The 13,246-nt window shown below is 66.5% G+C and carries 10 protein-coding genes; 9 read left to right on the plus strand and 1 reads right to left on the minus strand.

Features of this window, described 5'->3' with window-relative positions; translation table 11 throughout:
- Nucleotides 1–18 precede the first annotated feature (18 nt).
- The 9 genes from U9J41_RS21695 to U9J41_RS21735 all read left to right on the plus strand — a co-directional run bounded on the left by U9J41_RS21695 (nucleotide 19) and on the right by U9J41_RS21735 (nucleotide 9,133).
- The gene (locus U9J41_RS21695; protein ID WP_322404235.1) at nucleotides 19–582 is read left to right on the plus strand and encodes a DUF4390 domain-containing protein; all 564 of its coding nucleotides are present in this window, start codon (nucleotides 19–21) and stop codon (nucleotides 580–582) included.
- Nucleotides 583–585: 3 nt separating this feature from the next.
- On the plus strand, nucleotides 586–2,874 hold the full coding sequence (locus tag U9J41_RS21700; protein WP_322404236.1) for a sensor histidine kinase: 2,289 nt from the start codon (nucleotides 586–588) through the stop codon (nucleotides 2,872–2,874).
- A gap of 88 nt (nucleotides 2,875–2,962) precedes the next feature.
- Nucleotides 2,963–3,715, plus strand: coding sequence for a response regulator (locus U9J41_RS21705; RefSeq protein ID WP_322404237.1), 753 nt, complete (start codon nucleotides 2,963–2,965; stop codon nucleotides 3,713–3,715).
- Nucleotides 3,705–4,109 (plus strand): GTPase, encoded by a 405-nt coding sequence (locus tag U9J41_RS21710; RefSeq protein ID WP_322404238.1) that lies wholly within the window; start codon nucleotides 3,705–3,707, stop codon nucleotides 4,107–4,109. Before U9J41_RS21705 ends, U9J41_RS21710 begins: the two co-directional genes overlap by 11 nt.
- A 167-nt stretch (nucleotides 4,110–4,276) precedes the next feature.
- Nucleotides 4,277–4,534 carry a BTH_I0359 family protein gene (locus tag U9J41_RS21715; protein WP_036235350.1) on the plus strand — a complete coding sequence of 86 codons (258 nt, stop codon included), beginning with the start codon at nucleotides 4,277–4,279 and terminating at the stop codon, nucleotides 4,532–4,534.
- Between the two features lie 158 nt (nucleotides 4,535–4,692).
- A complete protein-coding gene (locus U9J41_RS21720; protein WP_322404239.1) occupies nucleotides 4,693–5,460 on the plus strand; it encodes a class II glutamine amidotransferase in 768 nt (255 codons plus the stop codon).
- Between the two features lie 98 nt (nucleotides 5,461–5,558).
- The gene (locus U9J41_RS21725; RefSeq protein WP_322404240.1) at nucleotides 5,559–6,839 is read left to right on the plus strand and encodes an EAL and HDOD domain-containing protein; all 1,281 of its coding nucleotides are present in this window, start codon (nucleotides 5,559–5,561) and stop codon (nucleotides 6,837–6,839) included.
- A 94-nt stretch (nucleotides 6,840–6,933) separates the two neighbouring features.
- Nucleotides 6,934–7,842 (plus strand): ABC transporter ATP-binding protein, encoded by a 909-nt coding sequence (locus U9J41_RS21730; protein ID WP_322404241.1) that lies wholly within the window; start codon nucleotides 6,934–6,936, stop codon nucleotides 7,840–7,842.
- A 10-nt stretch (nucleotides 7,843–7,852) separates the two neighbouring features.
- Nucleotides 7,853–9,133, plus strand: a complete 1,281-nt coding sequence (locus tag U9J41_RS21735; RefSeq protein WP_322404242.1) for an ABC transporter permease — start codon at nucleotides 7,853–7,855, stop codon at nucleotides 9,131–9,133.
- A 107-nt stretch (nucleotides 9,134–9,240) separates the two neighbouring features.
- Here the strand turns inward: U9J41_RS21735 and metH are convergent, their stop codons facing one another.
- On the minus strand, nucleotides 9,241–13,017 hold the full coding sequence (metH, locus tag U9J41_RS21740; RefSeq protein WP_322404243.1) for a methionine synthase: 3,777 nt from the start codon (nucleotides 13,015–13,017) through the stop codon (nucleotides 9,241–9,243).
- Nucleotides 13,018–13,246 lie beyond the last annotated feature (229 nt).

The raw sequence follows: 13,246 nt of genomic DNA on the forward strand, positions 1-13,246 counted from the left end.
TTAAGGCTCTGGCCCCTAGTGACTGTACGATTTTTCCTCCTCCTCGCCTGCCAGCTGTTGCTGGCATTGACATGCGCGACTGCGCAGGCGGCCGAAGGGATCGAAATCACCCGTGCCAGTATCGAGGCTTCCGACGACGGCTACCGCCTGTCGGCCGTCTATTCGTTCGACCTCACGCCCGGCCTCGAGCAGGCCATCGAGCACGGCGTGGCGCTGTCGTTCACCACCGAGATCGAACTGACCCGGCCACGCTGGTGGTGGACCGACGACCATGCCGTGTCCTCGCGCCGTACGACCAAGCTGAACTACGACGTGCTGCTGCGGGTCTATCACGTCTCCACCCCCGGCAGCATCCAGCAGAATTTCGACACCCTCGACGACGCACTGCGCGCCATCCGCCTCCCGGCCCGCTGGCTGATCGCCCCCAAGGGCGCGCTCAAGCCGGGCGAGACCTACAACGTCACGCTGCGCATGTTCATGGACCGCGAATTCCTGTTGAAGCCGCTCCAGATCGACGCCTTCAACAATTCCGACTGGCGCCTGGCCTCGCACAAGAAGACGTTCACCTACCGTGCGGAGTAAGCCGTGATCAAGGCCCTGCGCTACGGGCTGGTGATCGGCAGCGCGATCGCCTCGATCCTGCTGTTCCTGCTCGCCTCCGCGTCCAGCAACACGGGCTTCTTCGCCCATGACTTCACCTGGCTGCTGGGCCTGATCCTCGGCGTGGCCGGCGCGCTGTTCATCCTCGTGCTGGTCGCGTTCTGGCGCCTGTATTCGCGCTACAAGGCCGGCAAGTTCGGTTCGCGCCTGATGCTCCGGCTGATGGTCCTGTTCGGCGGCATCGGCATCGTGCCCGGGCTCGTCGTCTTCATGGTCTCGGTGCAGTTCGTCTCGCACTCGATCGAGTCCTGGTTCGACGTCAAGATCGAGGCCGCGCTCGACTCGGGCCTGAACCTGTCGCGCGCCGCCCTCGACGAAGCGCTGGTCAACCTGGGCGTCAACGCCGGTACCGTGGCCGCCACGCTGGCCGGGCAGGGCGAGCGCGATGCGCAGGCCATCCTCGTGCGTGCGCTCGACGAGGGCAACGGGATGCGCAGCGCGCTGCTGATCGATGCCGCCGGCAGGCTCGTGGCCGACGCCACCGAGGACCGCCGCGCCGTCCTGGTCGCCGACCTGCCGACGCCGCAGATGCTCAAGCAGGCCGCGATGCCGGGCGGTTACGCGCGTGCGGAAGGGGGCATCGACGACGACTTCCGCGAGGCGCGCGGCGAATCGCCCAGCGGCCTCGACGCCGCCACCGGCCTGCGCCTGCGCGTGGTGGTGGCCGTGCCCGAGCCGCCCGGCATGGCGCCGCGCTACCTGCAGCTGACGCAAGGCGTGCCCGTCAACCTGGCGTCCAACGCCGCCGTGCTCTCCACCGCCTATCGCGAATACCAGGAGCGCTACGCCGCGCGCACGGGCTTGCGCAAGATGTACATCGGCACGCTCACGCTGACCCTGCTGCTGGCGATCTTCTCGGCCATCGGCGCCGCGTTCCTCATCGCCGGCAACCTGGCCCAGCCGCTGCTCGTGCTGGCCGAGGGCACGCGCGCCGTGGCCGAGGGCGACCTGTCGCCGCGCCCGATCGTCGAGACGAACGACGAACTGGGCACGCTCACGCAATCGTTCAACGCGATGACTGGGCAGCTGTTCGAGGCCCGCTCCGCCGTCGAACGCAACCGCGCCGCGCTGGAAAGCGCCAAGGCCCACCTGGAATCCGTGCTGGCCAATATGTCGGCCGGCGTGATCGTGATGGATGCCGACGGCGTCGTCGTCAATTCCAACGATGCCGTGCACCGCATCCTGCAGGTCGACGTGGCGTCGCTGGCGGGCCGTCCGCTGGACGAGATCGACGGGCTGGAAGTCTTCGCCGGGGCCGTCACGCGGGCCTTCTCGGCGCAGAGCGCGCAATCGGCCGCGGGCCGCGGGAAAGGGCGCGCGCACTGGCAGCAGCAGATCGAGATCCCGCGCCGTCCCGGCACCGACGACGACCACGACCTCACGCTGCTGACGCGCGGCTCGCGCCTGCCGGTCGGGGCGGGCAGCGGCTTCATCGTCGTGTTCGACGACATCTCCGACGTGATCTCGGCCCAGCGCTCGGTGGCCTGGGGCGAGGTGGCGCGCCGCCTCGCGCACGAGATCAAGAACCCGCTCACGCCGATCCAGCTGTCGGCCGAGCGCCTGCAGATGAAGCTGATCGACCGCGTCGACGCGGACGCCGCCGTGCTCCTCAACAAGGCCACCGACACCATCGTCAGCCAGGTGTCCGCGATGAAGCGCATGGTCGACGATTTCCGCGACTATGCGCGCACGCCCCCGGCCGTGCTGTCGGCGCTGGACCTGAACGACCTGATCGAAGAAATCCTGAACCTGTATTTATCCGAGGACGGCTCGGACGTGATCCATCCGTCCCTGCAGCCGGGCCTGCCGCGGGTGATGGGCGACACGACCCAGCTGCGCCAGGTGATCCACAACCTGCTGCAGAACGCGCAGGACGCGCTGGCCGACCGCACCACGCACGACGCCCCGCCGCGCATCGACATCGTCACGGAGGCCATCCACTACGTCGGCGCCGACGGCGGCACGGGCACCGCGGTGCGCCTGGCGATCGTCGACAACGGGCCCGGATTCGCGCCGAAGATCCTGTCGCGTGCGTTCGAACCGTACGTCACGTCGAAAGCGCGCGGCACCGGCCTGGGCCTGCCGATGGTCAAGAAGATCATCGATGAACACGGCGGCCGGATCGACATCGCCAACCGCGCCGACGGAAGTGGCGCTTCGGTATCGATTTTGCTGTTAAAGTTAGCGCCAGAGGCGAACTTGGCCGAAGCGTGAATCGCGCATAGAATCTTGGCTGTAGGAGGCGCACGTCAGCGATTTGTGCGGCGTCTCCGTGGAGAGAGATCAAAAAAGGCATAAGAAGATGGCGAACATACTCGTAGTTGACGATGAAATGGGCATCCGCGAGCTGCTCTCGGAAATCCTTGGCGACGAGGGACACGCGGTCCAGCTGGCGGAAAACGCCCAGCAGGCCCGCCAGGCGCGCCAGCAGGGCGCCCCCGACCTGGTGCTGCTCGACATCTGGATGCCCGATACCGACGGCGTCACGCTGCTCAAGGAATGGCAGCGCGACGGCCTGTTGACGATGCCGGTCATCATGATGTCCGGCCACGCCACCATCGACACCGCCGTGGAGGCGACCCGCATCGGCGCCCTGAACTTCCTGGAAAAACCGATCGCCCTGCAAAAGCTGCTGAAAGCCGTGCAGCAGGGCCTGCAGCGCGGCCAGGAAGTGGCGCGCGCGCCGGCCATCGCGCCGCGTCCGATGGCCACCGCCGCATCCGTCTCGTCCCCGCTGCCGGAACCCAGCGCCGCGGTGCAACCCATGTACGCGCCGCAGCCGCAGGGCGGGGCGATGGGCGCGTCGATGGGCATGGCCCGTCCCGTCAGCAATGGCGAGGCGCATGCCCACGGCTACACGCTGTCGTTCGACCTGCCGCTGCGCGAAGCGCGTGACGCCTTCGAGCGTATGTACTTCGAGCACCACCTGGGCCGCGAAGGCGGCTCGATGACGCGCGTGGCCGAAAAGACGGGACTGGAACGTACCCACCTGTACCGCAAGCTCAAGCAGCTCGGCGTCGAACCAGGCAAGCTGGGCAAGAAGAGTGCCCAGTGATCCGGCCGGTGCGGCCGCCGCGGACGATGCGCGCGTGGTCGTCACCCTCGTCACGGGCCTGAGCGCCCGGGCGCGCGAAGCGGCGATCGCCGCTCACCTTTCTGATATGAATGACGAAGGCGCGCAGGCCATCATTCTCGAAGGCCTCGCGTCAGGCGTTTCTCCCCTCGATGACCTCGCTCCCGACCAAAGCCTTGCGCGGATCGCGCCCGGTTGCCTGTGCTGCACCGGCAATCTGGTTTTGCGTGTAACATTGAATCGCCTGCTGCGCCGGCGTCCCCGCCGTATCTTCATCGGCGTCGCCGGTAGCGAGCATCTTGATCAGTTGCGATCGTGGTTGCGGTCCGAGCCATACGATCAGCTGTTATGGCTGACTTCCGACCTGAAGGCCTGAATCGTCCGCAGCTTGATCGATACAGTGGAATTCGTAACAAGTTGTAGAGGTTCTTGAATTCGGTTCCAGTGGCCCCACCTCGTAGTTGAAGTGGAAAGAAAGCGGAAAGTAGCCGTCCGCCGCCGGGCGGCAGCCTTGCACCCACCTGATCGAGTGAAGGAGTCATCATGAACATGATCTATAACAGCGAACAGTATAGCGTTGTCGAATTTGGCGTCGATCACAACCTCGAGGCCCTGCGCTTCGGCGGCTACGAGATCGTCGACAAATCCGGCCGGCGCGAAGCGTTCATCGGCGGCAAACTGGCGCAAGCGTTCCGGCGTGATGTCAACAACCTGATCGCGAGCGAACCGACCATGGAGGAAATCGATGATTTCCTGGGTTCCTACGATACCCTCATGAGCCAACCGGTCGTCCTGCACTGATCGTCCGGCCGGGCACCTTCGTCCGGCCACCGCACCTGCGTGACGCGGCCCCGTTCCGGGCTGGCGACGCAGGGCACCAGCTTCTTCCCGTTCCCGCTACCCCATCTTCCCCATTTTCCCCATGCCGGCTTTGCATCTGTACATGGTAAGCTTGAACTATGTGTCAGCTGCTCGCCATGAATTGCAATGTCCCTACCGACATTGTTTTTAGTTTCACCGGCTTCGCCCATCGGGGCGGACGCACGGACACGCACCATGACGGCTGGGGCATCGCCTTCTTCGAGGGCGCCGGCGTCCGCCATTTCGTCGACCACCAGGCGGCCATCGCCTCGCCGATCGCCGAACTGATCAAGCATTACCCGATCAAGTCGCTGAACGTCATCTCCCACATCCGCAAGGCCACGCAAGGCAAGGTCGCGCTGGAAAACTGCCATCCGTTCGTGCGCGAGATGTGGGGCCGCTACTGGGTGTTCGCCCACAATGGCGACCTCAAGGACTTCGACCCCGTGCTCGACGGCCCGTACCGCCCGGTCGGCAATACCGACAGCGAACGCGCCTTCTGCTTCCTGCTGCAGCAATTGCGCGACCGCTTCTGCGACCGGGCGCCCGCCATGCCCGTGCTGCGCGCGGCCATCGCCGAGCTCGTCGCCGTCATCGCGCGCCACGGCACGTTCAACATGATGCTGTCCGACGGCACGGCGCTGTTCGCGCACTGCTCGACCAAGCTGTGCTACGTCGTGCGCAAGTACCCGTTCGCGGCCGCCTGCCTCGCCGACGAAGACCTGTCCGTCGATTTTTCGCAGGTGACGACGCCGGACGACCGCGTGGCCATCATCGTCACGACCCCGTTGACCACCAACGAGACGTGGACGGAGTTCGCGCCGGGCGAGCTCAAGGTGTTCGTGGACGGCCTGCCGCAGCCGTGATCATCCTGATACGTTTTTTACAGGAAATCATTTTCAAATAGTCACCAGGTGGCGGAATGCGTTAAAGTAGCTACGTTCCATTGCTACAAGAGTCCGTGATGACCGATACCGCCGCGAGCCTGGACCACGCGAACTACCCCTTGCGCGTGCGTGACTTTTATTTGGGGCGCCAGCCTGTGCTCGACCGCAACCAGGCCTTGTACGGTTATGAACTCCTGTTCCGCAGCGCGCGCCAGGGCGAGGCCGACGAGACCGGCCTGACCGCGACGGCCGCGGTGATCGCCCACGCGGCCCAGCTGGGGCTCGCGCGCGCGATCGGCGACGCCGCCTGCTTCCTGAACGTGGACGCCGAAGTCCTCGGCAGCGACATCTTCGCCTTCCTGCCGCGCGAGCGCACGGTGCTCGAGATCGTGCCGACCGTCGTGCCGGACGACGCCCTGCTGGCGCGCATGCGCGAACTCGCGGGCCACGGCTTCCGCTTCGCGCTGGACGGCATCGAAGGCGACAGCCTGCGCCTGCAGCGCCTGTTGCCGCTGGCCGGCTTCGTCAAGCTCGACCTGCTCACCGTGCCGCCCACGCAGTTGCCGAACCTCGTGCGCCGCCTGCACGGCATGGAAAAGACCGTCGTCGCGGAAAAGGTCGAGACGCGCGACGCCTACCAGGCCGCCATGGACCTCGGCTTCGATTACTTCCAGGGCTTTTATTTCGCGCGCCCGTCCGTGCTGGGCGGCCGCAAGCTGTCGCCGTCGCAGCTCGCGGTGGTCGAGCTGATGAACCTCGTGATGTCGGACGCCGACAATGCCGTCATCGAACGCACGGTCAAGCGCGACGTGACGCTCGCCCTGAACCTGCTGCGCCTCGTGAACACGCCGGCCGTGGGCGCGTCCCAGCGCATCGATTCCGTCAGCCAGGCGCTGCTCGTGCTGGGCCGGCGCCAGTTGCAGCGCTGGCTGCAGATCATGCTGTACGCGGAACCGGCCACGCGCGGCCACAACCAGACGCCGTTGCTGATGCTGGCCACCACGCGCGGCCGGCTGATGGAATTGCTGGCCCAGCGCTTGCGTCCCAGCCAGCGTGCCGTCGCCGACATCGCCTTCACGGTCGGCATCATGTCGCTGATGGACGCCCTGTTCGGCATCCCGATGGCCGACATCGTCGAACAGATCCCGGTCAGCGACGAAGTCCGGCAGGCCCTCCTGGGCCGCGCCGGCTTCTTCGGCGAGCTGCTCAAGCTGTCCGAGAGCATCGAGCAGGCCGACGAGCACACGGAACTCGTGCTGCCCACGCTGAAGGCCCTGCAGATCTCGGGCGACGACATGATCGAACTCGAGATGTCGGCATTCCAGTGGTCCGACTCCGTCGTCCGCTACGCCATCTGATGTCTTCCCGCCGCGCGCGTCCGCGCGCGGCTTTCCAGCCATGCGATCCGATGGGAGCCCCATGTCGAACGTGTTGTTGCGTGTTGAAGGTCTCGTGAAATCATATGGCACCCGCCGCGCCGTGGACGGCGTGTCGTTCCAGGTGCTGGCCGGCCAGACCGTCGGCCTGCTCGGGCCGAACGGGGCGGGCAAGTCGACCACCGTCTCCATGCTGTGCGGGCTGCTCAGGCCCGACGCCGGCCAGGTGCTGCTGGACGGCCAGGCCGTGACGACGGGCGCGGCAAGCGTCAAGCGCCGCATCGGCCTCGTGCCGCAGGACCTCGCGCTGTACGAAGACCTGTCGGCGCATGAGAACCTGCGTTTGTTCGGCGCCCTGTACGGCCTGAAGGGCAAGGCGCTGAACGAGCGCATCGACCGCGCGCTGGGCCTCGTGAACCTCGTCGACCGCGCGCGCGACAAGCCGGCCACGTTCTCGGGCGGGATGAAGCGCCGGCTGAACATCGCGGCCGCGCTGCTGCACGATCCGGACTTGCTGATCCTCGACGAGCCCACGGTCGGCGTCGACCCGCAGAGCCGCAACGCCATCTTCGATACCCTGGAGGCGCTGCAGGCGCAGGGCCGCGCGCTGATCTACACGAGCCACTACATGGAAGAGGTGGAGCGCCTGGCCGACCACATCGTCATCATCGACCACGGCAAGGTCCTGGCCGACGACAGCCCGGCCGCGCTGCACCGCAAGCTGGCCGCGAAGGCCCTGCTGCGCGTGGAGCTGGCGGAACCGGCGGGCGCCGGGCTGCTGGACGCGCTGCGCTCCCAGGCCGGCGTGACGGCCCTGGCGAGCGAGGGCACGGCCCTCGACATCGGCCTCACGGACAATGCCGACGCCGTGCCGCTGCTCGGCTGGCTGCAGGGGCAGGGCCAGCGCACCGTGCACTTCGCCACCGCGCGCGCCAGCCTCGAAGACATTTTCCTCGACCTGACCGGTCGCACGCTGCGCGATTGAGAGCCGCCCGATGAACACGACCGCCTTCTCCGCCCTCGTCCGCAAGGACCTCATCCTCTACATCTCCGACAAGCGCGCGCTGCTGATGCACCTCGTGCTGCCCATCGTGATCGCCGCGTTCTTCGGTTCCGTGTTCGGCGGCGGCAGCGCCAAGGGCAGCGGCATCGACGTGGCCCTCGTCCAGCAGGACACGAGCGACGCCGGCAACCGCATCGCGGCGGGCCTCAAGGCCGACCCGAACCTGCACGTGACGACGATGGACCTGACGCAGGCCAGGGATGCCGTGCGCAAGGGCAGCCAGGCCGTCGCGATCGTGCTGCCGGCCGGCTTCGCCGAGGCGGCCGGCACCGCCTTGTTCTCGAACCAGGACAAGCCGGCCATCCCCCTGCTGTACGACCCTTCGCAGCCGGCCGTGCTGGCGATGGTGAAGGGCATGCTGACGCAGCAGGTGATGCAGGTCGTCAGCGCCGAGATGTTCGGCGGACCGCTGGGCAAGAAGCTCACGGCGCGCGGCCTGCAGCAGCTCGACGAGAACAAGGTGCAGGACCCTGCGCTGCGCGACATGCTCGTCGCGGTGCGCAAGTTCGAGGACAGTCCGCGCGCGGACGGCGCCGGCACCGGCCAGGCGCGCGGCCTGTCGATGCCGTTCACGACGCACGACGAGAGCCTGGCGAGCGGTCCCGTCGCCCAGGGCTATAACCCGTACGCGCATTCGTTCTCGGGCATGGGCGTGCAATTCATCCTGTTCATGGGCGTGAACATGGGGATCGGCATGCTGCTGACGCGCCGCAGCGGCGTGTGGGACCGCCAGCTCGCCGCGCCCGTCACCATGACCGAGGTCGTGCTGGCGCGCGCCGCCTCGGCCGCCATCATCGCGACCTGCCTGCTGTGCGCCATCTTCGTGGTGGCGGTGCTGGGATTCCACGTGCAGGTGAGCAGCGTGCCGGGCTTCCTCGGCATGGCGCTCGGCTTCGGCGCGCTCACGGCCGGCTTCGGCCTGCTCATCGCCGCGTTCGGAAAGACGCCGGAAGCGGCGCGCGGCATCGCGATGTTCGCGACCCTCATCCTCGTGATGCTGGGCGGCGCCTGGGTGCCGTCGTTCATGTTTCCCGGTTGGGTGCAGCAGCTGACGCTCGTCGTGCCGACGCGCTGGGCCATCGCGGGCCTCGACGCGGTGACGTGGCGCGGCCTGGACGCGGCGGCGGCCGCGCCGGCCATCGCCGTGCTGTTCGGGTTTGCACTGCTGTTCACCGTGGCCGCCGTGTGGCGGTTCCGGCGCGAGCAGGTTTAACGTACGCGATGTGAACGATTGGTGGGCTCCCCGAGCCCACGCGCGGTTCGATCAGAGGTTCGGCACGAGCCGTAGGGGTGGGCTCCCCGAGCCCACGCGCAGTTCGATCAGAGGTTCGGCGCCAGGTACCGCTCCACTTCGGCCTTGTCCAGGCCGCGGCGCCTGGCCATGTCGTCGAGCTGGTCCTGCCCGATCTTGCCGACCACGAAATACTTCGACTCCGGGTGCGAGAAGTAAAAGCCCGACACCGCGGCGCCCGGATACATCGCGAACGATTCCGTCAGTTCCATGCCGATCTCCTCGGCCTGCAAGGCCTTGAACAGGTCGGCCTTGACGGTGTGCTCCGGACATGCCGGATAACCCGGCGCCGGGCGGACGCCGACGTATTCTTCCTTGATCAGCGCCTCGTTCGACAGCTTCTCGTCCGCCACATAACCCCACAGGTCCGTGCGCACGCGCTCGTGCATGTACTCGGCGAACGCTTCGGCCAGGCGGTCGGCAAGGGCCTTCACCATGATCGACGAGTAGTCGTCGCCCTGGGCTTCGAAGCGCTTCTCGATCTTCTCGGCGCCGATGCCGGCCGTCACGGCGAACATGCCGATGTAGTCGGCGATGCCGGACGATTTCGGCGCGATGAAGTCGGACAGGCACTGGTTCGGGCGCTGCACGCCGTCCACCACCGGCTTGACGCCCTGCTGGCGCAGGCCGTACCACGTGAACGCGACTTCGCTGCGGGTGTCGTCCGTGTAGATCTCGATGTCGTCGTCGTTGACGCTGTTCGCGGGCAGCAGGGCAACGACGCCGTTCGCCGTCAGCCAGCGGCCGTCGATGATCTTCTTCAGCAGCGCCTGGCCTTCCTCGAACACCTTGGCCGCCGCTTCGCCCACCACCTCGTCGGTCAGGATCGCGGGGTAGGGGCCGGCCAGGTCCCACGTCTGGAAGAACGGGCCCCAGTCGATGTAGCGGGCGAGCGTGCCCAGGTCGACGTTCTTGAAGACGCGGCGGCCGATGAACTTCGGCTTCAGCGGCGCGAACGCCAGCTGCGCCTTGTTGGCGCGCGCCTGTTCCAGGCTCACCATCGGCAGCGCTTTTTTATTGGCGTGCTGTTCGCGGATGCGCACGTAGTCCTCGGCGATCTCGGCGACGTAGCCGTCGCGGGTCTCCGCCGTCACGAGCGACTGGCCCACCGAGACGGAGCGCGACGCGTCCGGCACGTACACGACCGGGCCTTCGTAATGCGGCGCGATCTTGACGGCCGTGTGCGCGCGGCTCGTCGTCGCGCCGCCGATCAGGAGGGGAATGCGGCGGTCGCGGAACCACGGGTCGCGCTGCATCTCGCGCGCGACGTGGGCCATTTCTTCGAGCGACGGCGTGATCAGGCCCGAGAGGCCGATGATGTCCGCGTTTTCTTCCTTGGCCTTCGCGAGGATCTCGGACGCGGGCACCATCACGCCCATGTTGACGATCTCGAAGTTATTACATTGCAGGACGACGGAGACGATGTTCTTGCCGATGTCGTGCACGTCGCCTTTCACGGTCGCGATGACCATCTTGCCCTTCGGTTTCGCGACGATGCCGGTGCGCGCTTCCTCCGCCGCCTTTTCTTCCTCGATGAACGGGATCAGGTGGGCGACGGCCTGCTTCATCACGCGCGCCGATTTCACCACCTGCGGCAGGAACATCTTGCCCTGGCCGAACAGGTCGCCGACGACGTTCATGCCGTCCATCAGCGGGCCTTCGATCACCTGGATCGGCCGGCCGCCTGCGTTCGCGATGCCGGCGCGTGCTTCCTCGGTGTCCTCGACGATCCACTGCGTGATGCCGTGCACGAGCGCGTGCGCGAGGCGCTTGCCCACGGGCGCGTCGCGCCACTCGAGGTTCTGTTCCTGTTTCGTGCCGCCGGCCTTCAGGGTGCCGGCGAATTCGATCATGCGCTCGGTCGCGTCCTCGCGGCGGTTCAGCACGACGTCTTCCACGCGCTCGCGCAGTTCCGGCGAGAGATCGTCGTACACGCCCACCATGCCCGCGTTGACGATACCCATCGTCATGCCGGCCTTGATGGCGTGGTACAGGAACACGGTGTGGATCGCTTCGCGCGCCGGGTCGTTGCCGCGGAACGAGAACGACACGTTCGACACGCCACCCGACACCTTCGCATACGGCAGGTGCTCGCGGATCCAGCGCGTGGCGTTGATGAAGTCGACGGCGTAGTTGTTGTGCTCTTCGATGCCGGTGGCGATGGCGAAGATGTTCGGGTCGAAGATGATGTCTTCCGGCGGAAAGCCGACCTTCTGCACGAGGGTGTCGTAGGCGCGCTTGCAGATCTCGGTCTTGCGCTCGAACGTGTCGGCCTGGCCCTTCTCGTCGAAGGCCATCACGATCACGGCGGCGCCGTAGCGGCGGCACAGGGTGGCCTGGCGCAGGAATTCTTCCTCGCCTTCCTTCATCGAGATCGAGTTGACGATGGCCTTGCCCTGCACGCATTTCAGGCCGGCCTCGATCACGCTCCATTTCGACGAGTCGATCATGATCGGCACGCGCGAGATGTCCGGTTCCGATGCGATCAGGTTCAAGAAGCGCGTCATCGCGGCCTGCGAATCGAGCATCGCCTCGTCCATGTTGATGTCGATGACCTGGGCGCCGTTCTCGACCTGCTGGCGCGCGACGGACAGTGCTTCGTCGAACTGCTCGTTCAGGATCATGCGCGCGAACGCCTTCGAACCCGTGACGTTGGTGCGCTCGCCGACGTTGACGAACAGCGAGGTGTCGTCGACGACGAACGGCTCCAGGCCGGACAGGCGCAGCGCGACGGGGATCTCGGGCAGGGTGCGCGGCGGGCAGTCCGCCAGCAGGGCGCCGATGGCCTGGATGTGTTCCGGCGTCGTGCCGCAGCAGCCGCCGGCGATGTTGACGAAGCCGGCGTCGGCGAATTCGCGCAGCAGGGCGGACGTGTCTTCCGGCAGCTCGTCGAAGCCGGTGTCGCTCATCGGGTTGGGCAGGCCGGCGTTCGGGTAGATGCAGACGAACGTGTCGGCGATCTGCGACAGCTCTTCCGCGTACGGACGCATCAGGGCCGCGCCCAGCGCGCAGTTCAGGCCGATCGTCAGCGGCTTCGCGTGGCGCACCGAGTTCCAGAATGCGGGCACGGTCTGGCCGGACAAAATACGGCCCGACGCATCCGTGACGGTGCCGGAAATCATCAGCGGCAGGCGCGGCGTGGCCGGGTGCTCGGCGAAATACTGGTCGATGGCGAACAGGGCGGCCTTGCAGTTCAGCGTGTCGAAGATGGTCTCGACGAGCAGCAGGTCGACGCCGCCCTCGACGAGCGCGTCGACCTGTTCGTAGTATGCCGCGACGAGCTGGTCGAACGTGACGTTGCGCGCGGCCGGGTCGTTCACGTCCGGCGAAATGGATGCCGTCTTCGGCGTCGGGCCGAGGGCGCCGGCGGCGTAGCGGGGCTTGTCCGGGGTCGAATACTTGACGCAGGCGGCGCGGGCCAGCCTGGCGGCTTCCACGTTCATCTCGCGCACGAGGTGGGCCATGTGGTAGTCGTCCTGGGCGACGCCGGTCGCGCCGAACGTGTTCGTCTCGATGATGTCGGCGCCGGCGGCCAGGTAGCGCTCGTGGATTTCCTGGATGATCTGCGGCTGCGTCAGGTTCAGCAATTCATTGTTGCCCTTGACGAACAGCTCGCGCGCCCCGCTGGTGGCGGGCGCCGTGAAATCGGTGAAACGACCATTCGGACCGCCGCGGTAGGCCTGTTCGTCCAGCTTGTATTGCTGGATGATCGTGCCCATCGCGCCGTCCAGGATCATGATGCGGCGCGCGAGGATCTCGCGCAACTTGGCTTCGACGGGGGACGGGGCGTGGACGGCGGTGATCATCGTTGGCTTTCCTGGGGTCTGCTGGAGATAAATGTGAGGCGGGTCTGTGATTATACCGTTACTGGCCGAGTTTGTTCCCGGGACGGCCGGTGGCCGACGGTTCGCTCAAAAAAAGACAGGACTGTAAAGACGTTTGTAACGCACTGTATCAAATGCCACATTGTTACATTGGGATACAAATTGCCGCGTATTAGCAATTTCCTGGATACATACAGGGACGACAATTAAC

This window comes from Massilia luteola (assembly GCF_034420155.1).
In the GTDB taxonomy this organism is placed as follows: Bacteria; Pseudomonadota; Gammaproteobacteria; order Burkholderiales; family Burkholderiaceae_D; genus Telluria; species Telluria luteola.

Excerpts from the sequence above, each read along its gene's own strand:
- metH (WP_322404243.1), bottom strand. The coding sequence starts at position 13,017 with ATGATCACCGCCGTCCACGCCCCGTCCCCCGTCGAAGCCAAGTTGCGC.
- U9J41_RS21720 (WP_322404239.1), top strand. The coding sequence starts at position 4,693 with ATGTGTCAGCTGCTCGCCATGAATTGCAATGTCCCTACCGACATTGTT.
- U9J41_RS21705 (WP_322404237.1), top strand. The coding sequence starts at position 2,963 with ATGGCGAACATACTCGTAGTTGACGATGAAATGGGCATCCGCGAGCTG.
- U9J41_RS21725 (WP_322404240.1), top strand. The coding sequence starts at position 5,559 with ATGACCGATACCGCCGCGAGCCTGGACCACGCGAACTACCCCTTGCGC.
- U9J41_RS21715 (WP_036235350.1), top strand. The coding sequence starts at position 4,277 with ATGAACATGATCTATAACAGCGAACAGTATAGCGTTGTCGAATTTGGC.
- U9J41_RS21735 (WP_322404242.1), top strand. The coding sequence starts at position 7,853 with ATGAACACGACCGCCTTCTCCGCCCTCGTCCGCAAGGACCTCATCCTC.